At 55.4% G+C, this 24,891-nt stretch carries 25 protein-coding genes and 1 tRNA gene; 15 read left to right on the top strand and 11 right to left on the bottom strand.

Translation table 11 applies throughout. The features are described from left to right. Nucleotides 1-161: 161 nt before the first annotated feature. Complete coding sequence (xylB, locus tag P6287_RS00260) at nucleotides 162-1,604, bottom strand: xylulokinase (protein WP_277974325.1); 1,443 nt, start codon at nucleotides 1,602-1,604, stop codon at nucleotides 162-164. A gap of 17 nt (nucleotides 1,605-1,621) precedes the next feature. After that, a complete protein-coding gene (gene xylA / locus P6287_RS00255; RefSeq protein WP_061719300.1) occupies nucleotides 1,622-2,944 on the bottom strand; it encodes a xylose isomerase in 1,323 nt (440 codons plus the stop codon). A 345-nt stretch (nucleotides 2,945-3,289) separates the two neighbouring features. On the opposite strand from xylA, the gene xylF reads away from it, so the two are divergent. From xylF to P6287_RS00230, 5 genes are all read left to right on the top strand, one after another. Continuing rightward, on the top strand, nucleotides 3,290-4,282 hold the full coding sequence (gene xylF / locus P6287_RS00250) for a D-xylose ABC transporter substrate-binding protein (RefSeq protein WP_101763858.1): 993 nt from the start codon (nucleotides 3,290-3,292) through the stop codon (nucleotides 4,280-4,282). A 28-nt stretch (nucleotides 4,283-4,310) separates the two neighbouring features. Next, the gene (locus P6287_RS00245) at nucleotides 4,311-5,831 is read left to right on the top strand and encodes a xylose ABC transporter ATP-binding protein (RefSeq protein WP_277974324.1); all 1,521 of its coding nucleotides are present in this window, start codon (nucleotides 4,311-4,313) and stop codon (nucleotides 5,829-5,831) included. Then, nucleotides 5,824-7,005 carry a xylose ABC transporter permease XylH gene (xylH, locus tag P6287_RS00240; protein WP_277974323.1) on the top strand — a complete coding sequence of 394 codons (1,182 nt, stop codon included), beginning with the start codon at nucleotides 5,824-5,826 and terminating at the stop codon, nucleotides 7,003-7,005. Before P6287_RS00245 ends, xylH begins: the two co-directional genes overlap by 8 nt. 93 nt (nucleotides 7,006-7,098) lie before the next feature. Then, the gene (gene xylR, locus P6287_RS00235; RefSeq protein ID WP_061719296.1) at nucleotides 7,099-8,277 is read left to right on the top strand and encodes a D-xylose utilization transcriptional activator XylR; all 1,179 of its coding nucleotides are present in this window, start codon (nucleotides 7,099-7,101) and stop codon (nucleotides 8,275-8,277) included. 61 nt (nucleotides 8,278-8,338) lie between these two features. Continuing rightward, nucleotides 8,339-8,433 (top strand) — tRNA-Sec (locus P6287_RS00230). Nucleotides 8,434-8,451: 18 nt separating this feature from the next. On the opposite strand, the gene P6287_RS00225 is transcribed toward P6287_RS00230, so the two are convergent. Continuing rightward, nucleotides 8,452-9,111, bottom strand: coding sequence for a DUF1345 domain-containing protein (locus tag P6287_RS00225; RefSeq protein ID WP_277974322.1), 660 nt, complete (start codon nucleotides 9,109-9,111; stop codon nucleotides 8,452-8,454). A gap of 195 nt (nucleotides 9,112-9,306) precedes the next feature. Here P6287_RS00225 and rhuM point away from each other — a divergent pair, with 195 nt between their 5' ends. After that, nucleotides 9,307-10,341, top strand: coding sequence for a RhuM family protein (gene rhuM, locus P6287_RS00220; protein WP_277974321.1), 1,035 nt, complete (start codon nucleotides 9,307-9,309; stop codon nucleotides 10,339-10,341). Between the two features lie 111 nt (nucleotides 10,342-10,452). After that, complete coding sequence (locus P6287_RS00215) at nucleotides 10,453-11,301, top strand: AraC family transcriptional regulator (protein WP_277974320.1); 849 nt, start codon at nucleotides 10,453-10,455, stop codon at nucleotides 11,299-11,301. Here the strand turns inward: P6287_RS00215 and P6287_RS00210 are convergent. Further along, nucleotides 11,258-11,656, bottom strand: a complete 399-nt coding sequence (locus tag P6287_RS00210) for a helix-turn-helix domain-containing protein (RefSeq protein ID WP_101763864.1) — start codon at nucleotides 11,654-11,656, stop codon at nucleotides 11,258-11,260. The genes P6287_RS00215 and P6287_RS00210 overlap by 44 nt on opposite strands. Before the next feature lie 314 nt (nucleotides 11,657-11,970). Here P6287_RS00210 and P6287_RS00205 point away from each other — a divergent pair, with 314 nt between their 5' ends. Further along, on the top strand, nucleotides 11,971-12,348 hold the full coding sequence (locus tag P6287_RS00205; protein WP_192414310.1) for a DUF1360 domain-containing protein: 378 nt from the start codon (nucleotides 11,971-11,973) through the stop codon (nucleotides 12,346-12,348). Nucleotides 12,349-12,378: 30 nt separating this feature from the next. Here P6287_RS00205 and P6287_RS00200 read toward each other — a convergent pair whose 3' ends face one another. Then, nucleotides 12,379-12,843, bottom strand: coding sequence for an Rrf2 family transcriptional regulator (locus P6287_RS00200; protein ID WP_101763865.1), 465 nt, complete (start codon nucleotides 12,841-12,843; stop codon nucleotides 12,379-12,381). Between the two features lie 132 nt (nucleotides 12,844-12,975). On the opposite strand from P6287_RS00200, the gene P6287_RS00195 reads away from it, so the two are divergent. Next, complete coding sequence (locus P6287_RS00195; protein WP_192414308.1) at nucleotides 12,976-13,416, top strand: acetyltransferase; 441 nt, start codon at nucleotides 12,976-12,978, stop codon at nucleotides 13,414-13,416. Between the two features lies 1 nt (nucleotide 13,417). Here P6287_RS00195 and P6287_RS00190 read toward each other — a convergent pair whose 3' ends face one another. Next, a complete protein-coding gene (locus tag P6287_RS00190) occupies nucleotides 13,418-14,410 on the bottom strand; it encodes a LacI family DNA-binding transcriptional regulator (protein WP_192414306.1) in 993 nt (330 codons plus the stop codon). Between the two features lie 401 nt (nucleotides 14,411-14,811). Between P6287_RS00190 and P6287_RS00185 the strand changes: the two genes are divergently transcribed. After that, nucleotides 14,812-16,275, top strand: a complete 1,464-nt coding sequence (locus P6287_RS00185; RefSeq protein WP_101763868.1) for a sugar porter family MFS transporter — start codon at nucleotides 14,812-14,814, stop codon at nucleotides 16,273-16,275. Between the two features lie 45 nt (nucleotides 16,276-16,320). On the opposite strand, the gene P6287_RS00180 is transcribed toward P6287_RS00185, so the two are convergent. The 5 genes from P6287_RS00180 to P6287_RS00160 form a co-directional block, all read right to left on the bottom strand. Next, on the bottom strand, nucleotides 16,321-17,451 hold the full coding sequence (locus tag P6287_RS00180) for an ROK family protein (RefSeq protein ID WP_137384842.1): 1,131 nt from the start codon (nucleotides 17,449-17,451) through the stop codon (nucleotides 16,321-16,323). Between the two features lie 8 nt (nucleotides 17,452-17,459). Then, nucleotides 17,460-18,200 carry a DNA replication protein DnaC gene (dnaC, locus tag P6287_RS00175; RefSeq protein WP_007893471.1) on the bottom strand — a complete coding sequence of 247 codons (741 nt, stop codon included), beginning with the start codon at nucleotides 18,198-18,200 and terminating at the stop codon, nucleotides 17,460-17,462. Then, on the bottom strand, nucleotides 18,200-18,736 hold the full coding sequence (gene dnaT / locus P6287_RS00170) for a primosomal protein DnaT (protein WP_101763871.1): 537 nt from the start codon (nucleotides 18,734-18,736) through the stop codon (nucleotides 18,200-18,202). Before dnaT ends, dnaC begins: the two co-directional genes overlap by 1 nt. A 111-nt stretch (nucleotides 18,737-18,847) precedes the next feature. Then, on the bottom strand, nucleotides 18,848-19,525 hold the full coding sequence (locus P6287_RS00165; RefSeq protein WP_192236815.1) for a hypothetical protein: 678 nt from the start codon (nucleotides 19,523-19,525) through the stop codon (nucleotides 18,848-18,850). A 73-nt stretch (nucleotides 19,526-19,598) separates the two neighbouring features. Continuing rightward, the gene (locus P6287_RS00160) at nucleotides 19,599-20,294 is read right to left on the bottom strand and encodes an autotransporter (RefSeq protein ID WP_277974319.1); all 696 of its coding nucleotides are present in this window, start codon (nucleotides 20,292-20,294) and stop codon (nucleotides 19,599-19,601) included. A gap of 140 nt (nucleotides 20,295-20,434) precedes the next feature. Here P6287_RS00160 and P6287_RS00155 point away from each other — a divergent pair, with 140 nt between their 5' ends. From P6287_RS00155 to P6287_RS00135, 5 genes are all read left to right on the top strand, one after another. Next, nucleotides 20,435-20,995 carry a DNA-3-methyladenine glycosylase I gene (locus P6287_RS00155; protein ID WP_101763874.1) on the top strand — a complete coding sequence of 187 codons (561 nt, stop codon included), beginning with the start codon at nucleotides 20,435-20,437 and terminating at the stop codon, nucleotides 20,993-20,995. A gap of 109 nt (nucleotides 20,996-21,104) precedes the next feature. After that, nucleotides 21,105-21,767, top strand: a complete 663-nt coding sequence (locus P6287_RS00150; RefSeq protein WP_101763875.1) for an OmpA family lipoprotein — start codon at nucleotides 21,105-21,107, stop codon at nucleotides 21,765-21,767. A gap of 159 nt (nucleotides 21,768-21,926) precedes the next feature. Beyond that, nucleotides 21,927-22,931, top strand: a complete 1,005-nt coding sequence (locus P6287_RS00145; protein WP_277974318.1) for a LacI family DNA-binding transcriptional regulator — start codon at nucleotides 21,927-21,929, stop codon at nucleotides 22,929-22,931. A 58-nt stretch (nucleotides 22,932-22,989) separates the two neighbouring features. Continuing rightward, complete coding sequence (locus P6287_RS00140) at nucleotides 22,990-24,015, top strand: LacI family DNA-binding transcriptional regulator (RefSeq protein WP_137384837.1); 1,026 nt, start codon at nucleotides 22,990-22,992, stop codon at nucleotides 24,013-24,015. Between the two features lie 125 nt (nucleotides 24,016-24,140). After that, on the top strand, nucleotides 24,141-24,887 hold the full coding sequence (locus P6287_RS00135) for a sugar phosphate isomerase/epimerase (protein WP_192236812.1): 747 nt from the start codon (nucleotides 24,141-24,143) through the stop codon (nucleotides 24,885-24,887). The last annotated feature ends 4 nt before the right edge of the window (nucleotides 24,888-24,891 follow it).

The raw sequence follows: 24,891 nt of genomic DNA, 5'->3' as shown, positions 1-24,891 counted from the left end.
GAGGGAGCTGATCGTGCGTATACTCTCGATCGGTTCCCTCTCCTGCTTGCGGGAGAGGGCTAGGGTGAGGGCAAATCAGGCCACTACATTTAACACAAAACCCCAATCATACCCGATAAAAACTCCAACACCCTGCCAAATCCAGCCATCACCCTCCCACATCAAGACATCAACGGCTGCAACTGCTGATACAAGCGCGCAAACACCTCGCGCTGTGGCTGATATGCCTGATGCCGCGTTGCATCCGGTTGATGCCGCTGCGCCAGTTCCAGAGACGGCCATTCGCTCGCCGGATCAACCGCCAGCTGCGCCAGCCGCGCCGCACCCAGCGCCGGACCGACTTCGCCGCCGTGACAATAATCCAGCGTTTGCCCGCTGATATCCGCCAGCATCTGACGCCAGTACGCACTTCGTGCGCCGCCGCCAATCAGCATCACGGTTTTCGGCTGCACACCGCACTCATGCACCGCATCCATGCCTTCGGCCAGCGCGAAGCCCACGCCTTCCAGCACCGCGCGCGCCAGTTCTGGTCGGCCATGCTGATGCGTTAAACCAAAGAACGCGCCCTGCGCCTGCGGATTGTTATGCGGCGTGCGCTCGCCAGAAAGATAGGGCAGGAACCACACTGGCGGCACATCGCTGCGCGCTGTTTCCGCCTCACTTAGCAGTTGCGGCACATCGGCGCAGCCGGTCAGCGCCGCCGCCCAATCAAGGCAGGAAGCCGCGCTCAGAATCACCGACATCAGATGCCAGCGCTGCGGCAGCGCGTGGCAAAAGCTGTGCACCGCACGCTGTGGATTGCTGAGATAGCCGTCGCTCACCAGGAAATAGACGCCCGACGTGCCGAGCGACAGCATGCCTTGTCCCGGCTCAACCATGCCGACACCCACCGCGCCCGCCGCGTTATCGCCACCGCCCGCCACCAGCGGCACACTTTGCATGCCCCAACGCGCGGCGACATCTGGCAACAAGGTGCCGGTGATCTGATTGCCTTCAAACAGTTGCGGCATCTGGCTGCGTTGCAAATCGCAGGCGTTGAGCATCTCATCGCTCCAGTCGCGCTGCGCCACATCCAGCCACATCGTTCCCGCCGCGTCCGACATGTCGCTGGCGAACTCACCGCTCATGCGCAAGCGCAGATAATCCTTTGGCAGCAGCACTTTAGCTACCTGAGCAAAAACTTGCGGCTCATGCTGTTTTACCCACAGCAGCTTAGGCGCGGTAAAGCCAGGCATCATCAGGTTGCCGGTGATGCGACGCGAATCCGGCACGCGCTTCTCCAGTTCCTGACACTGCTCGCCGCTACGCCCGTCATTCCATAAAATCGCCGGACGCAGCACCCGACTCTCGCTATCCAGCAAGGTGGCACCGTGCATCTGCCCGCTCAGGCCAATCGCCTTTACGCCGCTGAGATCGTGCTGCTGGGCCAGCGCCTGCATGGCACGATCGGTCGCCCGCCACCAGCTTTCGGCATCTTGCTCGCTCCATAACGGCTGCGGCCGCGACACCTCCAGCGGCGCACTCTCCACTGCAATCACTTTGCCGTGCGCATCCAGCAATGCCACTTTCACGCCGGAGGTGCCTAAATCGATGCCGATAACCATGCTGCGCTCCTGAAAAGTTAAAAATCAAACAAGTAGTGATTCACCAGATTCTCCAGCTGTTCCTGGCGTCCACTGCGATGCTGTGGATTAAATTGCTGTTGCTGCGCCTGTTCCGCCAGAGCGGCAAGGGAAAATTCTCCCTTCAGGATCTGCTGTCCGAACTCGCCGTTCCAGCCGCTGTAGCGCTGCGCCACACGCTTATCCAGCTCGCCGTCCGCCACCATGCGTGCCGCGACTTTTAACGCCAGCGCCATGGTATCCATTGCGCCTATATGGCCGTAGAATAGGTCATATTTATCGGTGCTCTGACGGCGGACTTTGGCATCAAAGTTTAAGCCGCCGGTGGTGAATCCGCCCGCTTTGATGATTTCGTAAAGCACCAGCGCATTCTCTTCCACGCTGACCGGGAACTGGTCGGTATCCCAGCCACACTGCATGTCGCCACGGTTAGCATCCACCGAGCCAAAAATGCCCAGCGCGATGGCCGTTGCGATCTCATGATGGAATGAGTGCCCCGCCAGCGTCGCGTGGTTGGCTTCCACATTCACTTTGATCTCTTTCTCCAGCCCGAACTGCTTCAGGAAGCCATAAACTGTCGCGACATCATAGTCATACTGATGTTTCGTCGGCTCCTGTGGCTTGGGTTCAATCAGCAACATGCCGTGGAAACCGATCTTATGTTTGTGCTCCACCACCATCTGCATAAAGCGGCCAATCTGCTCGCGCTCCTGACGCAGGTCGGTATTCAGCAGGGTTTCATACCCTTCACGCCCGCCCCACAGCACATAGTTCTCGCCGCCCAGAGTTTGCGTGGCCTGCATGGCGCTGCACACCTGGCTGGCGGCCCAGGCAAAAATTTCCGGATCCGGATTGGTCGCCGCACCCGCACCGTAACGCGGATGGGTAAAGCAGTTGGCGGTTCCCCACAGCAGTTTCACGCCGGTTTCCTGCTGTTTTTCCAGTAATTTATCGGTCATCACCGCGAAGTTTTCACGATAGCTTTTCAGCGAATCGCCTTCCGGTGAGACATCCACATCGTGGAAGCAGTAATAAGGCACATTCAGTTTATGGAAGAACTCAAAGGCGACATCGGCCTTTTGCTTCGCCAGCTCAAGCGCATCACCCGGCTTCTGCCACGGACGATCAAACGCGCCAACGCCAAACATATCCGCGCCGTTCCAGCAGAAGGTATGCCAGTAACAGGCTGCAAAGCGCAGATGCTCCGCCATGGTTTTACCGAGAATCACCTCGTCCGGGTTGTAATGACGAAACGCCAGAGGATTGCGGGTATTACTCCCTTCATAACGAACGCGATCAAGCTGGTCGAAATAGGCGTGCATAGTTAGCTCCTTAGCATGAGGACCCGAATGGTCAGCTTTGAGCGGTTATTGTGATGATGTAATTTACTGCTGCTCAATTACGATATTTAACACTCAACGTAAGATAATTATTATTTGTGCGCCAGGTCGCAAAATAATGTCGTTATTTTCATTCAGCCTCTCTCACGTCATTTTTTCTGAAAGCGTTGAAATATCGATCGCGCTCATAAAATCGCAAATAAACCAAAAAACGTAATAGCCGGATAAAAATCAGTAATTGATGTCATCTGAAACTCAGGGCAACAATTCATCGGCCTGGTTATCAGCCTTACAACGACAACAGCCTCAACCTACAGGATTAATACCATGAACATGAAAAAATCACTGTTGGCCGCCTGCGCGGCTCTGGCCCTGTTTAGTCACGCGGGTAGCGCTAAAGAAGTCAAAATCGGTATGGCTATTGATGATTTACGTCTGGAACGCTGGCAAAAAGATCGCGATATCTTTGTTAAACAAGCCGAATCCCTGGGCGCCAAAGTGTTTGTGCAATCGGCCAACGGCAACGAAGAAACGCAGATGTCGCAAATTGAAAATATGATTAATCGCGGCGTCGATGTATTGGTCATCATTCCTTATAACGGCCAGGTTTTAAGTAACGTGGTGGCGGAAGCGAAACGTGAAGGCATTAAAGTGCTGGCGTATGACCGCATGATAAATAACGCCGATATTGATTTTTATATCTCATTCGATAATGAGAAAGTGGGCGAATTACAGGCCGAAAGTATTGTGAAGCAAGTACCAAAAGGTAATTACTTCCTGATGGGTGGCTCGCCGGTGGATAATAACGCACGCCTGTTCCGTGCCGGTCAGATGAAAGTGTTAAAACCTTATATTGATAATGGCAGCATTAAAGTGGTCGGCGATCAGTGGGTTGATGCGTGGCTGCCGGAAAATGCGCTGAAAATAATGGAGAACGCCTTAACCGCAAACAGCAACCACATTGATGCCGTTGTGGCGTCGAATGATGCCACCGCAGGCGGTGCGATTCAGGCATTAAGCGCGCAGGGACTTTCCGGCAAAGTCGCGATCTCCGGCCAGGATGCCGATCTCGCCGCCATCAAACGCATTATGAACGGCACGCAAACCATGACGGTTTACAAACCCATCACCGAACTGGCGACTGAAGCAGCCAAAATCGCGGTGGAACTCGGTGACGACAAACAACCCGCCAGCAACAGCAAGCTGAATAATGGCCTGAAAGATGTGCCATCTCGCCTGCTGAATCCTATTCCGGTGAACAAAGACAACATTGAAAGCACGGTAGTCAAAGACGGCTTCCACAAGCAGAGCGAACTCTGAGGCGCGAGCCCGTAAAGGAGAGAGGCCGATGTTGCTGGAAATGAACCATATCACCAAGCGTTTCGGCGCGGTGAAAGCTCTGGATGACGTGAGCCTGCAGCTGGAAGCCGGTGAAGTGATGTCGCTGTGCGGCGAAAACGGCTCGGGGAAATCGACCCTGATGAAGATCCTGTGCGGGCTGTATCCGCACGGTGACTTTGAAGGCAGTATCCATTTTGCGGGCGACGAGATTCAGGCGCAGACCATCCGTGATACCGAACGCAAAGGGATCGTTATCATCCATCAAGAGCTGGCGCTGGTGCGGCAGCTGACGGTGATGGAGAACATTTTCCTCGGCGCAGAGCTGGGACGTTTCGGCATGGTGGATGACGAAACCATGACGTTGCGTTGCCAGCAGCTGCTGGAGCGGGTCAAGCTGCAGGTATCGCCGGATACGCGCGTCGGCGAGCTGGGATTAGGCCAGCAACAGCTGGTGGAGATTGCACGCGCCTTGAATAAACAGGTGCGCCTGCTGATCCTCGACGAACCGACCTCTTCGCTCACCGAACAGGAAACGGAGGTGCTGCTAAGCATCATCAAAAACCTGCGCGAACATGGCATCGCCTGCATCTACATTTCGCACAAACTCAACGAGGTAAAAGCAATTTCGGACACCGTCTGCGTGATCCGCGATGGTCAGCATATCGCGACCCGCGCGGCCGCCGGGTTAAGTGAGGATGACATCATCACCATGATGGTCGGACGCGAGCTGACGGCGCTCTATCCGCATAGCCCACACGAGATTGGCGAAACCGTGTTGCAGGTAGAGAACCTCACGGCGTGGCATCCCATCAACCGCCATATCCGCCGGGTGGATAACGTCTCTTTTAGCCTGAAGCGCGGCGAAATTCTTGGCATTGCCGGGCTGGTTGGTGCCGGGCGAACCGAAACCGTGCAGTGTCTGTTTGGCGTTTGGCCGGGACGCTGGCAGGGCGATATTCATATCAACGGCAAGAAAGTCCGTATCAAGGACTGCCGCGCCGCCATCGCGCACGGCATCGCGATGGTGCCGGAAGATCGCAAAAAGGATGGCATCGTGCCGCTAATGGGCGTGGGCAAAAACATCACGCTGGCCGCGCTGGACCAATTTAGCCCCCGACTTTCGCTGCTGGATGACGCGCAGGAACAAAAGGCAATTAATCAGGCCATTGCGCGCCTGCGGGTGAAAACCTCGTCGGCGGAACTGCCGATTGGTCGCCTGAGCGGCGGCAATCAACAGAAAGCGATCCTCGCTAAATGCCTGCTGCTCAATCCAAAAATCTTAATTCTTGATGAGCCGACGCGCGGCATTGATGTGGGCGCGCGCCAGGAAATCTATCTGCTGATCAATTCGCTAGTGCAGCAAGGGATTGCCGTGATTGTCATTTCGTCTGAGCTGCCCGAAGTGCTGGGCCTGAGCGATCGGGTTTTGGTGATGCATGAAGGCAAAATCAAAGCCGATCTGATTAACGATAACCTGACTCAGGAGCAGGTGATGGAAGCCGCCCTGCGGAGTGAACACTATGTTTAAGACCGAAAGTACGCAACGCGGCCTCACTACGCCGGGTAAAGGTGCGCCAGGTAAATTCTCGCTGCCAAATCTGCAGGTGCTGGTGATGCTGGGTGCGATTGTGCTGATCGCCCTGTTCTTCACCTGGACCACCGACGGTGCCTGGCTCAGCGCACGTAATGTTTCCAACCTGCTGCGCCAGACCGCCATCACCGGCATTCTTGCGGTCGGCATGGTGTTCGTCATTATCTCTGCGGAGATCGATCTCTCGGTGGGTTCGATGATGGGGTTGCTCGGCGGTGCTGCAGCTATCTTTGACGTCTGGCTTGGTTGGCCGCTGCCGCTCACCATCGTCGTAACCCTGGTGATGGGCTTGCTGCTCGGCACCTGGAACGGCTGGTGGGTGGCCTATCGCAAAGTTCCGTCGTTTATTGTCACGCTGGCGGGGATGCTGGCGTTCCGCGGCATTCTGGTCGGCATCACCGATGGCACCACGGTAGCGCCCACCAGCTCGGCGATGTCGCAGATTGGGCAAAGCTATCTGCCTGGCGGGATCGGATTTGGCTTCGGCTTTGCTGGTTTGGCGCTGTTTATCCTCTGGCAATGGCGCTTGCGCCTGCGTCGCCAACAGCTTGGTCTGGCGCAAACTTCCGTCAGCGGTGCGCTGGTGCGGCAGGTCGTCACCGCCATTCTGGTACTGGGCGCGATCTGGCTGCTCAACGATTATCGCGGCGTGCCAACGCCGGTCTTGCTGCTGGCGCTGCTGCTGCTCGGCGGTATGTTTATGGCGACGCGCACAGCCTTTGGTCGCCGGATTTATGCCATCGGTGGCAACCTGGATGCCGCGCGCCTTTCCGGCATTAATGTGGCCCGCACCAAGCTGGCGGTTTTCGCCATCAATGGCGTGATGGTGGCGATTGCGGGCCTGATCCTGAGCTCACGCCTTGGCGCGGGTTCGCCTTCGGCAGGCAACATTGCCGAGCTGGATGCTATCGCCGCCTGCGTGATTGGCGGCACCAGCCTGGCGGGCGGCGTTGGTTCGGTGGCGGGCGCGGTCATCGGCGCATTTATCATGGCGTCGCTGGATAACGGCATGAGCATGATGGATGTCCCGACCTTTTGGCAGTACATCGTCAAGGGCGCCATTCTGCTACTGGCGGTGTGGATGGATACCGCGACGCGCCGCCGGGTGTAATCGCGTGGGGGATCACAATGTGGCGCAAATTCTTTCTGCTGTCCGTCGTGCCATGCTATGCAAGGTGCTGTCGATTTAGGAGAGTGCGCCACGATGCATGAGAAACGCTTTCGCATTACGTTGCTGTTCAACGCCAATAAGGTCTATGACCGCCAGGTGGTTGAGGGCGTCGGTGAGTATTTACAGGCATCACAAACGGATTGGGACATTTTCATTGAAGAGGATTTTCGTTGCCGCATCGACAATATCCGTGAATGGCTGGGCGACGGGGTTATCGCGGATTACGACGATCCCTCGATTGAAAAACTGCTGGCGAACGTGTCGGTGCCGATAGTTGGCGTTGGCGGATCGTACCATCAGCCGCAGGACTATCCGCCGGTGCATTACATCGCCACCGACAACGCCGCGCTGGTCGAGAGCGCCTTTTTGCATTTGAAAGAGAAAGGCGTGAACCGCTTTGCATTCTATGGCTTGCCCGCAGCCAGCGGCAAACGCTGGGCGCAAGAGCGTGAACATGCGTTTCGCCAGCTGGTGGCGCGCGAGCGTTATCAAGGCGTGGTTTATCAGGGCATGGAAACCGCGCCGGAAAATTGGCAGCACGCTCAAAACCGTCTGGCTGACTGGCTGCAAACCTTGCCGCAGCAAACCGGTATTATTGCCGTCACCGATGCCCGTGCGCGCCATCTGCTGCAGGCCTGTGAATACCTCAAAATTCCGGTGCCGGAAAAGCTCACGGTGATCGGGATTGATAACGAGGAACTGACGCGTTATCTGTCGCGCGTGGCGCTCTCGTCCGTGGCGCAGGGTTCACGCCAGATGGGTTATCAGGCGGCAAAACTGCTGCATCGCCTGCTGGATAATCAGCCTCTGCAACTGCAACGAATTCTGGTGCCACCGGTAAAAGTGATTGCGCGCCGCTCCACCGATTTCCGCTCCTTGCACGATCCCGCAGTGATTCAGGCGATGCATTACATCCGCTTCAACGCCTGCAAAGGCATTAAGGTTGAACAAGTGCTGGATGCCATCGGCATCTCGCGATCGAATCTGGAAAAACGCTTCCGCGATGAAACCGGCGACACCATTCACGCCATGATTCACCGCGAAAAACTGGAGAAAGCGCGCGAGCTGCTGGCGTGTTCTTCGCTGAGCATCAATGAGATCTCACAAATGTGTGGTTACCCGTCGCTGCAATATTTCTATTCGGTGTTTAAAAAGAGTTACGCCAATACGCCAAAGGAGTATCGGCAGCTTCACGGTGAAAACGTGCTGTGACGCACGGCTGAGATCAAGAATTCCGCCGCGATTGTCGCTATACTCCTGCGGCATCTTCAAAGGAAGATCGTCGTCTCCGGTGAGGCGGCCGGATTTCAAATCCGGTTGGGGCCGCCAGCGGTCCTGGGCAGGTTCGACTCCTGTGATCTTCCGCCACTTTTTTGTTTCATTCAGCTAACTCAACAACCCCGCCCCCACATTCACCGACAATCCCAAAATCGCCAGATTGAATACAAACGAAATCACCGACTGTAACAGAGCGATTTGCCGCATATCCGTGGTGCCCGTTGCCACATCGGCGGTTTGCGAAGCTACCGCGATAGTGAAAGAGAAGTAGAGAAAATCCCAGTATTCCGGCTGTTCGGGCTTTTCAGGAAAGATCATCGGCGTGACATCCTTGCTGCGCCGCAGATAGTGATGATGCGCGTAATGCATGGCGAATGACGTCGGAAGCAGCGCCCAGGAAACCACCAAGGTTGCCGCGGTCAGCAGCAGATGCAGCACGCGTGGCGTTCCCGTTAGGCTCTTCAGCGTGGTGAGTTCCATCAGAATCGCCAGAATGCTGACCAGGCAGGTGAGCGTCACCATACTCAACACCAGCGTCGCGCTTTCATCCTCGATTTTCGCAATATGCGGAATGTCTTTGGCCTCGGTGCCTAACATGCGCAGCCACAGAAATGCGAGATAGAGCCATGCCAGCACGTTCCAGCCAATCAGCAGACGCTGCAACATGCCCAGATGCGCAGGCAGGAAGAAATAACAGGCCACGCCAGCGACAATCGAAATCAACAAACGCAGGCGCGCACGAAGATAATGCATCAGAGAAAGGCTCATGGTGTCAGAGGCTTAGTGAAGGAAGGTGGATAGGTTAACTGTAGACGCTGATAAAGAGGTTGTAATTGCGGAGCACCCCAACCGTTTACCAAATCTGCTGCGCTGCAGTTGATAAAATAATCGCCAATCGACTAATGAGCTTCATTGCGTCTCTCTGGCATACTGTGCACCAGATCCTAAAAGAGCGGAGGCGACATGTCAGAGGAGCAATCCACACCATCACCAGCAGGCGAATTTGTCATGTTTGCGAGCGGCGATGGGAAAGTGCGGGTTGAATGTCGCTTTGAAAACGAAACTCTGTGGCTTTCTCAGGCCATGATATGTGAGCTGTTTGATAAAGCGAAAGCGACCATCAGTGGGCATATCAAAAACATCTTCGAAGAGGGTGAATTGCTGGAAAATTCAGTTGTTCGGTTTTACCGAACAACTGCCAGTGATGGAAAAAATTATCAGGTTCAATACTTTAGCCTACCAATGATTCTCGCCATCGGTTATCGCGTCCGCTCTGCTCGCGGTACTCAGTTCCGCCAATGGGCAACGCAAACCCTGCAAGAATATTTGGTCAAGGGCTTCGTGATGGACGACGAGCGGCTGAAAAATCCGCCGGTTGGTTCATCCGCAGTACCTGACTATTTCGATGAGATGCTGGAGCGTATTCGCGACATTCGCGCCAGTGAGCGTCGGATGTATCTACGCGTTCGCGAGATTTTTGCCTTAGCGGCTGACTATCAACCTTCCCTCAAAGAGACCACGCAGTTTTTTCAAACCATCCAGAACAAATTGCACTTTGCCTGTACCGGTTATACCGCTGCCGAGCTGATTCATATACGCGCCAACGCCAGCCAACCTCATATGGGTTTGACCAGTTTCAAAGGTGAAGAGGTGCGCAGAAGCGATGTCACCGTGGCTAAAAATTATCTGGTTCAGGACGAAGTGAGCGAGCTTAATCGCGTGGTCACGATGTGGCTGGATTTCGCCGAAGATCAGGCGCGCCGCCGCCAGCAGGTTTTTCTTCGCGATTGGCAGAGCAAACTCGATCAATTTTTGCAGTTTAACGATCGCGATGTGCTGCAAGGTGCAGGTTCAATCAGTAAGAAAATGGCCGATGAAAAAGCGCAGGCTGAATACGGTGAATTCGCCGAGCAACAGCGTCGTTTGAAAGAGTCAGAAGGTGAAAACAACATTGCCAGTCTGCTGCAGTGGCAGACAAGCCCTAAGAAATCGAAATGATCGCCGCTGGGCCGCATCCCGCCCTTTAACTCCTCAACTTATACACACCCACGCTTTACTTCCCCACCTATCTCCGCCACTTTGCTCCTTCATCGCATTGTGGAGCCAGGCATGCTAATCCATCCAACCGATACTCTGACTTTTTCCGGCAATCCGCGTCAGGCTGAGCTGCGTCAGCGCCTGCTGCAGCCGGATGCGCCGAAAGTGATTGCCGCTGCGTTAGCGAAGCAGCTGGACCGTGAAACCTTCACCCATCGCCACGCCGCCGGGCAGCTCTTCTGTTTGAAGCAGGGATTGATGACGGTGAAAACGCCGTCGGGTATTTTCGCCAATCCGCCGCGACTGGTGGGCTGGATTCCGCCCTACTTTGAACATGCGATCATCGGGCCGGGCCCGGTGCTTGGCTGGACAGTATTGGTGGACGACGCGCTGGCCGCGCCCTTGCCGGATCATCCCGTCCTGCTTTCCTGCCCGTCGGTGCTGGAGCCGCTGGCGGAAAGGCTGGCAACCTTGTCGCCCGATCACTGGGGCAGCGCGCGCTACCATCGCCTGTGCGAGGTGTTCCTGGATGAGTTATATGAATCGACCGAACATCCGCTGACGTTACCGCTGCCGGCGGAACCGCGCTTGCTGCAGATTGCGCGCCTGTTGATGGACGATCCTTCCGATACGCGTACCGGACCCGAACTGGCGCGCTGGGCGGGGCTCAGCCCGCGCAGTCTGAGCCGTCATTGGGCCAGCGCGGTCGGCATGAGCTTGACGCGCTATCGCCAGGTTTCACGTTTACTCAAATCACTGGAAGGATTGGCGGCGGGCAAAAGTGTGCAGCAGGTGGCGTGGCAGGTCGGATTCGACAGTGTTAGCAGCTATATCAGCGCTTTTCGCAGCGCGTTTGGCTCAACGCCCGGCAAATACTTTACGCCGCCAGCCGACTCTGCGGATGCAAAAACAGCAAACTAGCGGGCCCGTCAATGTCCGGCAAACTGTGCTGATATTTGCGACGGAACGCGCCGGGCGGCAGGTCGAACATGCGGCGGAAGGTGCGGCAGTAAGTTTGCTGCGAGTCGAAGCCATATTTGATGGCGATATCCATCAGCGGCATATTGCTGTTCAACAGCGCAATCACCGAAGCCGTTAACTTGCGCTCGCGAATATAGGTACCCAGCGCGACGCCGGTGTAACTGCGAAACAGTCGCTGCAGATGCCACTGCGAATAGCCGGCGCGGCGCGCCACGGTTTCCAGAATGAGTTTCTGTTCAATGTTGTCCTCAATCCAGAGCATCAGTTGCTGCATAAAGGCGGCGTGCATATCCATCTTTCCTCCTGATGTCGAAATGAATACCGTGATACCGATAAATCGTCGCACATCCCGTAGCGGCGCGATTTATCGCGCAATAAATTGCGCCGCTACGATCAGTGCGCTCTGAAATTTCGGTGTCAGCGATTAACTGATAAGCATTATAAGAAGACGCTCACTGGCTATGTGATGGTCAAAAGCCAATAAATAACGATAACTCGCCAATTTATGGCTGTTCCTACAGCTAGGACTCTTCGGCATCTTGTAGCCAAATGCATCATGTAATATTGTTAGTTACATGAAATGATACTTTGAGATGAAAAGGAGAATGTATGAGCAGCTTAATAATATCGAACCTGTCAATATGTCTGGCGATCGCACTGGCATCGGCCAGTATTTCCATGACAATTACCCAAACTGAGCTATTCGCGGGATTACGCGCATGGACCGCTAAAAAGAACGCATTATTGGGTCACTTGTTTCATTGCTTCTATTGCATGAGCCACTGGGTGGTATTTTTCGGCATGGTGGTTTATCACCCTGATTTATTACATAGCGGAATGGCAATTGCTGACTGGCTGATGACAGCATTTATCACCCTCACGCTAACAACCTTTATTAATGGTTTGATGTTTAAGGTTTTCCAGGCGGCCATTACTACGCACGTCATGAAGCATGAAGCACAAATCACCTTACAAAAACAGGATTAACCGATGTGATGAATAACCGGGAAAAATCGGTTATTCACTGCATTTAGGGAAGGTATTGGACGGGAGGCCAAGTTTAGCCATTTTACTCAGATAATCGTCGCTAATATCGGCAACAGTAATTTGGCTAAAGCGCTTCAACAACAGCGCTTCCGCTTCGCTAAGGGTTTGATCGAGTTGCGCATCAACGGCATGCTCAACCAGACAAGGCGAGGGCTCCGCAGCCGGACCAATGCTAAACAGTGCTGGTGCGCCGATTGCCTGATAAACATCCAGCAGGGATATTTCCGTTAACGCCACACGCAGCTCCCATCCACCACCGTGCCCTTTTTCTGACACCACATACCCTTTATCACGCAGGCCGGACATCATCCTGCGCACCACCACCGCATTAGTGCCCAACATTTTAGCCATCGTTTCTGAAGTGGCGCGTTTAACGTGCCGATCCAGATGTATCAGTGCGTGCAACGAGCGGGACAAGCGATTATCGCGCGGCATAAATCATTCCTCTAAAATTCACCACACTCTAACAAAGGAGTGAAGTGGCAACAATTTATCGCGCTATCATCGAGTCAAAAGCTTAATCATCAGCGTTTACGGATATGACACGAAAATATCAAGGAGAACACCATGAAAGGAATTTACCCCGCTCAGAGGAGCGATTTCGAGGCGATAACCACGTTATGGGAAGCCTCGGTGCGGGCGACGCATCATTTCCTGCAAGATGCGGATATCCGCGCTCTGCGCCCGTTGGTGCGCGAGCAATATTTGCCGATGGTTGAGCTGCGTGTTTATCGCGATGAACAACAGAACATCGTCGGTTTTCTCGGCGTGGCGGATAATCGGCTGGAGATGCTGTTTGTCGCGCCGCAAGTGTTTGGTCTCGGCATAGGCAAACAGCTACTGCGCTTCGCCATCGAACAAATGAATGTCACCGAACTGGATGTGAACGAGCAGAATCCGCAGGCGCTAGGTTTCTATCAGCATCAGGGATTTGTTATCACCGGCCGCTCGCCGCTGGATGGTCAGGGAAATCCTTTTCCGCTGCTTCATCTGCGCTATGCGCCGTGATTTAAATGGTCGCGCCCATTGAAAGGCGATAATGCAGGTCGACCTGCTCGATGGTGGGCTGCTGGTTGACCTTTTTCAGGATGATCTCCGTCGCCACTTTTCCCATCTCAAAGCGCGGCGTGATCACGCTAGCTAAGCGTGGCGTGGTTGCCTGACCAATTTCCAGCCCGTGAAAACCGGCAATCGCCATCGCTTGTGGCACGGCAATGCGCGCCGCCTGACACTCCTGCAGTACGCCAACCGCCAGATCGTCATTGGTACAAAGAATCGCATCCATCTCCGGATAGAGCTGGCGCGCCAGCGTCATCATGCCGGTGCCAATCGATACCGAAGAGACCTTGTTCGGCACAATCCGGCCCGCAGGCAACCCGGCCGCTTCAACCGCATCGCGATAACCGGCGTAGCGTTGCTCATCACGGCGATCGGACATCGAACCAAAATAGATAACGCGCTGTTTGCCGCTGGCCAGCAGCATCGCCGTCATGTCGTAGCCGGCGCGATAGTTGTCGAAACCCACATTGATGCGTCCACGCGCCTCGGTCAGCCCCATCACTTCCGCCACCGGAATGTTGGCGGCGTTTAGGTATTTTTCTGCGCGCACAGTGTGCACAGATTCGGTCAGGATCAGCCCTTTGATGTTAAAGGCCAGCACCGTGGCGATCTGCTCCTCTTCACGCTGGGCGTTGTAGTCGTAATTGACCACCAGCGTTTGATAACCGTGCGCGCTGGTCACCGATTCAATACCCGCCAGCAAGTCGGCAAAGATTTGATTATTAAAAGAAGGAATTAACACGCCGATGCGCGGTGGGTTCTGTTTGGTCGCTGAGACATTTTCGCTATCCGCGACGTAGCCAATTTCGGCAATCACGCTGGCGATTTTCTCCGCCGTTTCCGTTTTGACCTTTTCCGGCGTGCGCAGATAGCGACTTACCGTCATTTTGGTGACGCCCGCCAGGGTAGCAATATCGTCCAGAGTGATGCGCTGCGTTTTCATTACGGCGTCCGCAAAGAGGGGCTGATAATCAACGTATTATGCCCGTTGCCTGTTAAAAAATGAAACGCACCCGTGCGCTCCGTCGGGTGAAATAAACCCGGCAAACCCACGTATTCAACAGAATGAAAATTCCAATAAAAAGCAAATTGTGCAATGCCATTACTGAGTGAGTTGATGAAAAACCTATCATTTCATTGGGCTATAAGCATACTCCTGACGACTTATTCGGCAATTTTCGCCACCCCCTTCACACTTTTCGGAAAAAATGATCCAAATACCATCATTTAGAACATATATTCCAACACGAAGACCTCGCGTGAATAAAAGTTGAACATCGAAACCTACACCACCCTCTTTCTGGACAAGTAACGTTCAGGCCGTAGAGACAAGGGGCTATAACAATGGATACCAGGCAAAAACGCTACAACATGAAGTATGTCATTCTCTGCTGTACTGTCGCGGCATTCGGCGGTCTGCTGATGGGATATGACTCTTCCATTATCTCCGGTGCAATCGAACCCTTAAGTGAATATTTCCAGTTAACGCCCGCTGAAACCGGCTGGGCCGTTTCCAATATCCTGCTCGGCAGTTTGATCGGCTGCTTTATGGCACCGCGCCTCAGCGACAAGCTGGGACGTAAAAAATCCCTCGCCATCACCGCCCTGCTGTTTACCGTTTCGGTAATCGGCACGGCGCTGGCGCATAACTTCACCGTGTTCGTCATCTTCCGCATGATTGGCGGATTAGCGATTGGCCTGGCGTCGGTAATTTCGCCTATCTATCTGGCTGAGCTGTCGCCTTCGAAGTTTCGTGGCCGTACCACCGCGCTCTATGCGGTGTGCTGCGTCGGTGGACAATCGGTGGTGTTGCTGACCAACTACTTCATCACCAAATCCACCTTGCCGGATGTGATGATCAACATGGGCTGGCGCTACATCCTCGCCACCGCGCTGGTGCCGTGCGCGCTGTTTATTTTGTTCATCGCCTTTATCCCGGAATCACCGCGCTGGAACGTGCTGAAAGGCAAGTACGATGAAGCGCTGGATACGCTGACCAAAATCTCTAACCGCGAACATGCCGAGAGCGTGTTCAACGAAATCAAACATTCGTTTTCTGATAAAACCGCGCAGCAGCACAAATCGCGTCTGCGTCTGGATAAAACCACCATTCCATTGCTGATTGTCGGCATCGGTTTGGCGGTGGGTAACCAGATCAGCGGTATCAACGTCATTCAGTACTTTGGGCCAACCTTGCTGAAAAACGTCGCGGGCAGCACTGACTCAGCGCTGCTGCAAACCTTCTGGCTGTCGATTTGTCAGTTTATTGGCGTGCTGGCGGGGATGATGCTGATCGACAAAGTCGGTCGTCGTAAGCTGCTGCTGCTGGGCGCAATCACCTCTTGCGTGTGCCTGACCTACTCCTTCATCGCCTTCTATTACCACTTGCCGGGTATGCTGGCGGTTATTGGCCTGTTCGCTTACATGATTTTCTTCGGTATGACGTGGGGGCAGATCGTCTGGACGGTGCTGGGCGAAGTGTTCCCAACCGAGATTCGTTCGATTTGCGTGGGGATTTCCATCTGCGCGATGTCGATGGCCAACTTTGTTATCAGCAGCACCTTCCCGATCATGAACAGCAGCCCGATGCTGCTGGATATGTTCCACGGTGGCTTCCCACTGTTGCTGTTCGCAATCTTCTCGCTGGGTATGTACTTCTTCACCTTCCGCTATCTGCCAGAAACGGCCGGCGTGTCGCTTGAGAAGATTCATGCGCTGGTGCTGCGTAAATTTAACGTCGAAGCAGAGTTGCCGGAGACGACGTCCACCGTGAAGGCGAGCGAATCATTTGATATTCCACGGCATTAATCGGTAAGGATACGGATCTGCAGGGCGCCCTTTATGGCGCCCTTGTTAACTCAGGCGTTCGTACTGCTCAATCACCGCCAGCGCTAAGCCGTTGGCCGGATCGATACGCAGCGGCAGGAAATGCAGCGCGGTATGGGCGAAGGTAAAGGCCAGCGCACCGGCCTGCGCCGCCTGCTGCACCGCCTGCACAAACGCTGGCTGCGCATTCCACGGCCCATCAATAATGATGCTGGCCGGATTCACCAGCTGCATCACCTGACTCAACGCGTTGCCCAAGTGGGTGCCCGCCTGCGTCATCACCTCTTTCAGGATTTCCGGTTCGCTCTCGCCATTCTGCCAGCGCAGGCCCGGTTTGCGTTTTGCCAGCTGCTGCTGAATGGCCGGTTTGCTCACCAGCGTTTCCAGACAACCTAAGCGACCGCAGCTACAGCGTTCGCCGTTGGGTTGCACGGTAAGATGGCCGATCTCGCCCGCCGTCCAGCTGCTGCCGGTAAACACTTCGCCGTGTTCCACCAGCGCGCCGCCTAATCCTTCAGAAATTCGCAGATAGAAATGGCTTTGCGACTTATTCAGTTCGAGTTGCTGCACCGAAAGCAGCGCCGCCGCTTTGACGTTATTCATGATGCGCAGCGGCAGCGGCATCTCGTGGCTGAGAATGGTCATCACATCCACATCCTGCCAGCCCAGATGCGCGGAAAAATGCACCCAGCCGCGATGCGGATCGATGATGCCAGGGAAACCAATCGCCACGCCGAGCAGCTCGGGATGCGCCGCGTGCAAGGTCTGGCACACTTCCACCAGCTCATGCAGCAACTGCTCAGGATCGCTGGTTTCGGTGCGCCAGGTTTGCTCGGCAATCACCTGCGAGAAATAGTCGCACACGCGCCAGTGAATCGCCTGGCGCTCCACCATGATGCCCGCGCTTTTCAGCTTTTCGGCGCGCAGCGAGATTTCGATTTTCGGCCGGCCCGCTGACGCCACGCTAACCGGGCCGAGCTCATTGATCAGCCCGGCTTCCAGCAAATCATCGACAATCAGTGAAACGGTGTTTTTGCTCAGCTCGAGCGCTAATGCCAGATCCTGGCGGGAGGTGATGCGGGTGGTGCGCAGTTGCATCATCACCCGCTTCAGGTTGTTCAGGCGAAGTAGTGCTGGACCTTTACCGGCTGCTTTCATAGCACTCCTCAATACTCATCACCGCGCACACGGCTGCGATAACTTTCCCAGTCAAAGCGCACCCACAAGCTGTTGCCGAGGCGCATACGGTCCATCACGCGTTCACCCAGCAGCGAATTCATGCCGGCGGGATCGAGGTTCGATAACATGCCCGTTGGGCGTTTCGACGATGAGCGGCGATCAACAATCTGATTGATGATCACTTTTTCATAGCGCGATTCACTCTGCATGCCGATCTCATCGATCACCAGCAGATCCACATGGCTGAGATCGTGCAGCAGGCGCTCTTCAGTTAAATCGCTGCCGCCGCTGAAAGTGCCTTTCATGCTCGACATCAAGTCGGCCACGGTGACAATCAGCACGCTTTTACCGCGAATAATCAGATCGTTACCAATCGCTGCGGCAAGGTGGTTTTTACCGGTGCCGGGACGACCGGAAAAAACAAAACTGGAGATGCTGTTTTCAAATCCGGCGGCGTATTCGCGCGCCATGGCCAGCGCTTTGCGCTGCCCATCATTTTCCACGCGATAGTTGTCGAACGAGCAGTTCATGTGCAGCTCGCGGATTCCCGAGCGCCCCATGATGCGCTGCATTTTCATCGCGCGGTTTTCTCGCACAATCGCTTCCGAGCGCAAGCGGCCCTGCTCCTGGTTCCAGGCCAGCAGCTCCGCGCCGTTTTTGAATTTCGGCTGCACTTCGGACGGCATCATCTTTTTCAGGCGACTAAAAAGATCGTTCGGCGTTTTCATTACTCACCTCGGAATCCATCGGGAATATCGTAATCAGTATTGCTGATTTGCGTGAGATCGCGCTTTGGCTGTCCGCCATTGGCGGCGCGATTCATCTGCACGCTGCGCGCTAGCTTCTGCTGCCACTGCACATGATGGAACAAACGGCCTTCCGCCTGCCAGTACGCCACAAACGTGGCCAGCTCGGCGGCGGTAACCGGTTCACTCAACGCCACGCCCCAGATCGCGGCCTGACGCTGAAAATCGCTATCGGGCTGCCAGCCTTCATACATTGCGAACTTGCCCACCGGCGTGGCGATGGGCGCGCTTTCGGTCTGAAACAGACTCTCATCCAGCGTGACATCATTGGGCTGCTGCGCGGCGGCTTCCAGCGCCAGCAGCTGCGCCAGACGCTGCGGCGTGAGCGCATAAAACGCCGGCGTATTGTTATGCAGCACCGCCAGCGTGCCGTTATCGGCCTGCTGCAGCACGGCGAGCGGGTCATGGCAGAAGCCATCCAGCCCCACCAACGTTGAAGATAAGATTTTGACTGACATGAAGAAACCTGACGTTAACCAGCATGGTGCGCCGGGCGGCAAATTCAGCCCGGCGTTATGCGGTAAGTGTACCTGTTTTAGGACAAGTGATCGTCAAAAAGGTCGCAGCGATTAGCGTGGCATCGTCAGCGGTTCGGCGCGATCCACATGGCGTGACGCGTGCGGCACCCGAACCGCGACAGGCTGCGGCCGGGTTTGCCAAAGATAGCGAGCCGATGCGATCAGGCACAGGCTGTAGCCAAACATCTCGCTGCCCTCTTCCGCCATGTTTTTTACCACGCGGTTATAACCATCGAGCATCAGATGTTCCCACAGCTGATGCATGCCAAACAGGCGCGAAAACACCAAAATAGCCAGTAAACCTGCGGCCATCATCTGCCAGCTGCGATGCTGAACCAGCGACGCCAGCCCGGGCAGGATTTGGCGCGGCTGGCGGAAGGCCATCGCCAGACAGGCCGCCGTCGTCGCCAGCGCAAACCACAGCCAGGCGCCGTGCCTGATGAAATCGAACAGGAAGTCCATCTCACGAATCAGCATGCAGCTGTAAAAACCGCCGACCAGGATCAGCACGCTGCGTTGTGATGGCCGCTGCCAGGCCGAGAGGAAATAGAAGGTGGCGATGAGCAAGAGCATCAGCTCCTGGGTGATTTCGGTGAAGGAGGTTTCGTGCAGGGCATCGTTCATCCAGTTGACGTCGATGTAGACCATCGCCATACAGAAAACGAGCACCAATCCACTGATGAGAAAGGCCGTAACTTCACGGCTAATAAGAATAATATTGTTGCGCATATTGTGACCAAAGTAATGATTAGCGCGCTTAGTATATGGACCTCAGGTTTTGTCACTTCTCTTTTTATGCCGATTAGAAGCTGGCGCTGACGCCCAGGCTATAAATAAACTGCTCGCCGCTGGTCACTGCGCCAGTTTGCGCAAAAGAAGCAAAGGCCGCCATATTTTGCCCCAGCGGCATATTTGCGCCGACGCTGACATCCACCCAATTGCTTTCCCGTCCGTTGATATCCTCGGCTCGTTCGCGGGTGGGCGATGGCAACTCTTCATTTACCAGATGGCTGTAACTTACCTGCGCCCACGGCGATATCCCACCAAGGCTGGAATCCACGCGCCAGCCAACGGAGGCAATGTGCTCGGCGTTGTTGCTATCCACTCCTGCGCACTTCGGACAGCTCAAGGTCGAATCATCTACCGCAAACTGCGCCACCGGCCCGGTGCTCACCGCTTTACTCATCGGCATCGACCAGCCGGCAGAGTAGCGATTAACAAAAGGCGTAGCGCCGACGCTGGCGGTTTCACTGTGTATCACCAGCGCGTAGTCATTCGGCGAGTTAAGCGCGGCGTCAAACAGGTTGGCATCGGGGTTTTCTGTCAACATCAGGTGATTACTGGAAATTTTTTCAGCAAGTATGGCGTTGTAATCGGGTGCGCTATTCTGGCTCGATTGATCAAAGGCATAGGTATTCCCGGCCAGAAAAAATAGCCATACACTGCCAAAAGCCAGCGCGATTATATGCTGGCCTGTCCGCTGACTTTTCTGCAACATGAAGGACTCCTGACGAGCCGGGAAGAGATGGGCGTTTAGGTTTTATAAGATCTATATCGGCGCCCCTTGTATAACTATTAATCGCTTTTGCCATTCGTCAAGGGAACTACCGCTATTTCATAGGCTAAGGGAGTGATGCAATGCAACGTTGTGGCTGGGTAACTGAGGATCCACTGTATCTGGCGTACCACGATAAAGAGTGGGGCGTGCCGCAAACCGATAAGCGAGTCTTATTTGAAATGGTCTGTCTTGAAGGCCAACAGGCCGGACTTTCATGGATTACGGTACTGAAAAAACGCGAAAACTACCGCCGCGCGTTCCATGAATTTGATCCCGCAGCCGTGGCGTTGATGGATGAAAGCGACATGGCACGGTTGATGCAAAATGCGGGACTGATTCGCCATCGCGGCAAGCTGGAAGCGATCATCAACAATGCGCGTGCCTTGCTAGCGCTGGAAGCCACCGGAGAGGAGTTTTCACGCTTTATCTGGTCTTTTGTCGACCATACGCCGATTTTGCACCGTTACGCGAATTACAAAGACGCGCCAACGACCTCCGAGCCCGCGATTGCGCTGTCGAAAGCACTTAAGAAGCGTGGTTTTAAATTCGTCGGCCCCACAACCTGCCACTCATTTCTACAGGCCTGCGGCTTAATTAACGATCATCAAACCAGCTGTTTTTGCCATCCTGATAATCTTTAAAGCAAAAGTTTACAAATTAAGACTGACCCTCACGCATTTCCCCATAATTGAACGGCATAATAGTGCCGTTTTGGGGCTTTTCCCCGTTTAAATCTGTGAGGGGTTTTTCATGAATAAGCGTATTTTGGCGCTGACCTTGTTACTGAGCGGCAGCCTCGCGCTGTCGGGTTGTACCACCAATCCCTATACCGGCGAATCGCAGGCGGGCAAATCGGGTATCGGTGCTGGTTTGGGCGCGGTGCTGGGTGCGGGCGTGGGCGTGCTGTCGTCGTCGAAGAAAGATCGCGGTAAAGGTGCGTTGATTGGCGCGGCGTCCGGTGCCGCACTGGGCGGCGGCGCGGGCTATTATATGGATGTGCAGGAAGCGAAACTGCGCGACAAAATGCGCGGCACCGGCGTCAGCGTGACGCGTCAGGGCGACAACATCGTGCTCAACATGCCGAATAACGTCACCTTTGATTCCAACAGCAGCAACCTGAAACCGGCGGGCGCCAACACCCTGACCGGCGTGGCGATGGTGCTGAAAGAGTATCCAAAAACCGCCGTGAATGTGGTGGGCTATACCGACAGTACCGGCACGCGCGCGCTGAATATGCGCCTGTCACAGCAGCGCGCCGACAGCGTGGCCAGCGGTCTGATTCTGCAAGGTGTGGCACAAAACCGTCTGCGCACCCAGGGTTTAGGCCCGGATAATCCGGTTGCCAGCAACAGCACCGAAGACGGTAAAGCACAGAACCGTCGCGTTGAGATCACCCTCAGCCCACTGGGCTAAAAGTAAAGAGCCGATCTGCACGAACAGATCGGCTTTTGTCACATTTTTCCGCCTCTTTTGACGCCATCTTTGTTAGAAAAAGCTAAAAAATTCGTAACCGATAGAGCCGCCTTTTCCTTTATGCTAGCGTGATCAAAAATTGATCAGTGGGACGCTATCATGTCACTCAAAGCCATCGCCGCTACCCTTGGCCTCTCTGTTACTACCGTGAGCCGGGCGCTAAATGGCTATGACGATGTAGCGGCCGTCACGCGTAAACGCATTGAAGACGAAGCGAATGCGCGCGGCTATCGCCCCAACGACGCTGCCCGCCGCCTGAAAACCGGGCGCGCCAATGCGGTCGGTCTACTCTTTCCCATCAGCCACGCCTCGCTCAATGACAGCTATTACAGCCAAATGCTGCTGATGCTGGATCAACGCCTCGCCCAGCACGATATTGATTTGCTGTTGCTGCCTGACAAACCGCAAGGGCAACAGCGTAAGCTGATCCGCATGCTGCGCAGCGGCGCCATCGATGCGCTGATTTTAACCCACACCCTGCCGCAGGATGCGCGACTGCAACGCTTGCAGCAGAAGGGTTTCCGCTTCCTGACGCTCGGCCGCAGCGAGCTGCCGCTGCCATACGCATGGATTGATTACGATAATCACGCCGGTACCTTTCTGGCGGCAGAACACTGCCTGCAACAAGGTTGGCCGCGTCTGGCCTATCTCGGCAGTAACGAAACGGCAACGTACATCCTCGATCGCCGCCAGGGATTTATTGATGCGCTGATTCGGCATCAGGCGCCGGTCGATCAATCCCTGATGGCCGCACTACCCGCCACACGCCGCTCCGGCTATCAGCAAACCAATGCCTGGCTGGCGCAAGGCGACGCGCCGCAGGCGATCATCACCGATTGCAGCACGCTGGGTGAAGGTGCCGCGATTGCGCTGCAGCAGGCGGCCCGCCTGAAGGGCGCGCAGGCGATTCCGCTGTATGTGTATGATGGATTGCCGCCCGATTCGATTGTCGATCAGCCGGTGAACACCATTCTGCAATCATCGCAGCAGCACATTGGCGAGCGCATCGCCGAAATGGTGCTGCAACTGCTCGATGATGTGCCGCCAGGCGATCTGCAAACGCTCTGGCAGCCGGTGCTGCGACTCACTTCTGACGCGCAATGATTGCGCCTGGCGCGAGCTGTGTTAGTCTTCGCCTGTTTCTTTTCAGCAGGTGTAAGCAATGAAAACCAGGCCGCCACGAGCCACAATCAGTGACGTTGCCCGTACGGCAAAAACCGGTAAAACCAGCGTTTCCCGCTATCTGAATGGCGAAGTGAATCTGCTCTCGCCCGATCTCAAAGCCCGTATCGAACAGGCCATCGCCGAACTCAACTATCGTCCCAGCCAGATGGCGCGCGGACTGAAACGCGGCCGCACGCGTTTGATTGGCCTGATCATTGCCGACATCACCAATCCTTACTCGGTTGACGTGCTGAGCGGCATCGAAGCGGCGTGTCGTGCGCAGGGCTTTACCCTGCTGATGTGTAACACCAACAACGAAGTCGATCTCGAACAGCATTACCTGCAACTGCTCAGCAGCTATCAGGTGGAAGGCATTGTGGTTAATGCTGTGGGCATGCATGAAGAAGTGCTCAATCGCCTGCAACAGTCGATGCTGCCGATGGTATTGATTGACCGGAAAATCCCCGATTTCGCCTGCGATATGGTGGGGCTCAACAACGTTGAAGCCTCCACGGTTGCGACCCAACATTTGCTGGATAACGGCTATCAAGCCCTGCTCTTCCTTAGCGAGCCTCTCGGCAGCGTCAATACGCGCCGTGAACGTCTGCGCGCCTTCTACGACACGGTAAAAAACGCGCCAGAGATTGCGGCAGAGAATGCCGAAGTGGCGCTGCATCAGCCCGACGCGCTGGAAAAACAGCTGCGGGAATTCCACCAGCGGCATCCCGACAAACGCTGTGCGGTGATCGCCGCCAACGGCGCGCTGACCTTGCAAGTGGCGCGCGCGCTGCAGCGCCTTGCGCTGCGCTGGGGCGAAGCGATTGGCCTGCTGGGCTTTGACGAACTGGAATGGGCGGCGCTGGCGGGTGTCGGCATCACCACCTTAAAGCAACCCACCTGGCAGATTGGTTACGCCGCGCTGGAGCAGGTTATCGCGCGCATTGAGGGCAGCGAGCAACCGGTCAGCGAACAGCTCTTCTCCGGCGAACTGATCGTACGCGGCTCCAGCCAGCCGCTGCGCTAAGCCGGCCTTTTATGGCTCACTTCGTGAGCATGATCATAATTTCACGGTCTGCGCCTTTCCTTTGGAACCGGTTCCATTTAGGTTTTTTATAACGAATGGGATGTGGTCATGCCCGGAGAAACGTGATGAAACCAGAAATTATTGTTGTAACTGCCGCATACGGCGCGCAGAAAGTAGCGGAGTTGGGTGGCCAGGCCGCGCTGTTGCCGCTTATCAAACAGGCTGGCGCAGATGGCGTCGAAATTCGTCGCGAGCTGTTCAACGAAAATGAACTCTGCCTGCTGCATGCGCTGGGCAATGCGATTTCCCAGCATCAGCTGAGCGCCAGTTATTCCGTGCCGGAAGCGTTGTGGCTGGATGATGGTGCGCTGAATCCGCGTCTGGCGCAGTTCCTGCAGGAAGCCGAACAAATCGGCGCTCAGCGCCTGAAAGTGGCGCTTGGGCATTTCGTTGAACTTGATGCGCGCGCGCTGCTCGATGTACTTAAAGCATCAACGGTGACGCTGGTGGTTGAGAACGATCAAACGCCAGACAGCAAACTGGCGCCGATGCTGCGCTTCTTCCATCAGGCTTGCGATGCCGCATTGCCGCTGGATATGACCTTCGATATGGGCAACTGGCAGTGGACCGGCGAAGACGGTTTGCAGGCCGCCGCGCAACTCAGTCGCTACGTCAGCTACATCCACGTTAAAGCGGCGGTGCCACACGGCGCTACTTTCCGCGCGATCGCGCTGGATCAGGCCGACGATAGCTGGCGCACGCTGCTGAACGCGCTGCCAACCGACGCTCCGCGCGGCATCGAATTCCCGCTGGAAGGCGCGGATTTGCTGGCGGTCACTCGCCATTACGTTGACCTGCTGCGTGCAGCGTAAGGAG

Source organism: Pantoea sp. X85 (assembly GCF_029623675.1).
GTDB lineage: Bacteria > Pseudomonadota > Gammaproteobacteria > Enterobacterales > Enterobacteriaceae > Pantoea > Pantoea leporis.
This window is presented reverse-complemented; position numbering and strand designations above follow the sequence as displayed.

Coding starts and splice junctions, on each gene's coding strand:
- xylB (WP_277974325.1), bottom strand. CDS start 1,604: ATGGTTATCGGCATCGATTTAGGCACCTCCGGCGTGAAAGTGGCATTG.
- xylA (WP_061719300.1), bottom strand. CDS start 2,944: ATGCACGCCTATTTCGACCAGCTTGATCGCGTTCGTTATGAAGGGAGT.
- xylF (WP_101763858.1), top strand. CDS start 3,290: ATGAACATGAAAAAATCACTGTTGGCCGCCTGCGCGGCTCTGGCCCTG.
- P6287_RS00245 (WP_277974324.1), top strand. CDS start 4,311: ATGTTGCTGGAAATGAACCATATCACCAAGCGTTTCGGCGCGGTGAAA.
- xylH (WP_277974323.1), top strand. CDS start 5,824: ATGTTTAAGACCGAAAGTACGCAACGCGGCCTCACTACGCCGGGTAAA.
- xylR (WP_061719296.1), top strand. CDS start 7,099: ATGCATGAGAAACGCTTTCGCATTACGTTGCTGTTCAACGCCAATAAG.
- P6287_RS00225 (WP_277974322.1), bottom strand. CDS start 9,111: ATGAGCCTTTCTCTGATGCATTATCTTCGTGCGCGCCTGCGTTTGTTG.
- rhuM (WP_277974321.1), top strand. CDS start 9,307: ATGTCAGAGGAGCAATCCACACCATCACCAGCAGGCGAATTTGTCATG.
- P6287_RS00215 (WP_277974320.1), top strand. CDS start 10,453: ATGCTAATCCATCCAACCGATACTCTGACTTTTTCCGGCAATCCGCGT.
- P6287_RS00210 (WP_101763864.1), bottom strand. CDS start 11,656: ATGGATATGCACGCCGCCTTTATGCAGCAACTGATGCTCTGGATTGAG.
- P6287_RS00205 (WP_192414310.1), top strand. CDS start 11,971: ATGAGCAGCTTAATAATATCGAACCTGTCAATATGTCTGGCGATCGCA.
- P6287_RS00200 (WP_101763865.1), bottom strand. CDS start 12,843: ATGCCGCGCGATAATCGCTTGTCCCGCTCGTTGCACGCACTGATACAT.
- P6287_RS00195 (WP_192414308.1), top strand. CDS start 12,976: ATGAAAGGAATTTACCCCGCTCAGAGGAGCGATTTCGAGGCGATAACC.
- P6287_RS00190 (WP_192414306.1), bottom strand. CDS start 14,410: ATGAAAACGCAGCGCATCACTCTGGACGATATTGCTACCCTGGCGGGC.
- P6287_RS00185 (WP_101763868.1), top strand. CDS start 14,812: ATGGATACCAGGCAAAAACGCTACAACATGAAGTATGTCATTCTCTGC.
- P6287_RS00180 (WP_137384842.1), bottom strand. CDS start 17,451: ATGAAAGCAGCCGGTAAAGGTCCAGCACTACTTCGCCTGAACAACCTG.
- dnaC (WP_007893471.1), bottom strand. CDS start 18,200: ATGAAAACGCCGAACGATCTTTTTAGTCGCCTGAAAAAGATGATGCCG.
- dnaT (WP_101763871.1), bottom strand. CDS start 18,736: ATGTCAGTCAAAATCTTATCTTCAACGTTGGTGGGGCTGGATGGCTTC.
- P6287_RS00165 (WP_192236815.1), bottom strand. CDS start 19,525: ATGCGCAACAATATTATTCTTATTAGCCGTGAAGTTACGGCCTTTCTC.
- P6287_RS00160 (WP_277974319.1), bottom strand. CDS start 20,294: ATGTTGCAGAAAAGTCAGCGGACAGGCCAGCATATAATCGCGCTGGCT.
- P6287_RS00155 (WP_101763874.1), top strand. CDS start 20,435: ATGCAACGTTGTGGCTGGGTAACTGAGGATCCACTGTATCTGGCGTAC.
- P6287_RS00150 (WP_101763875.1), top strand. CDS start 21,105: ATGAATAAGCGTATTTTGGCGCTGACCTTGTTACTGAGCGGCAGCCTC.
- P6287_RS00145 (WP_277974318.1), top strand. CDS start 21,927: ATGTCACTCAAAGCCATCGCCGCTACCCTTGGCCTCTCTGTTACTACC.
- P6287_RS00140 (WP_137384837.1), top strand. CDS start 22,990: ATGAAAACCAGGCCGCCACGAGCCACAATCAGTGACGTTGCCCGTACG.
- P6287_RS00135 (WP_192236812.1), top strand. CDS start 24,141: ATGAAACCAGAAATTATTGTTGTAACTGCCGCATACGGCGCGCAGAAA.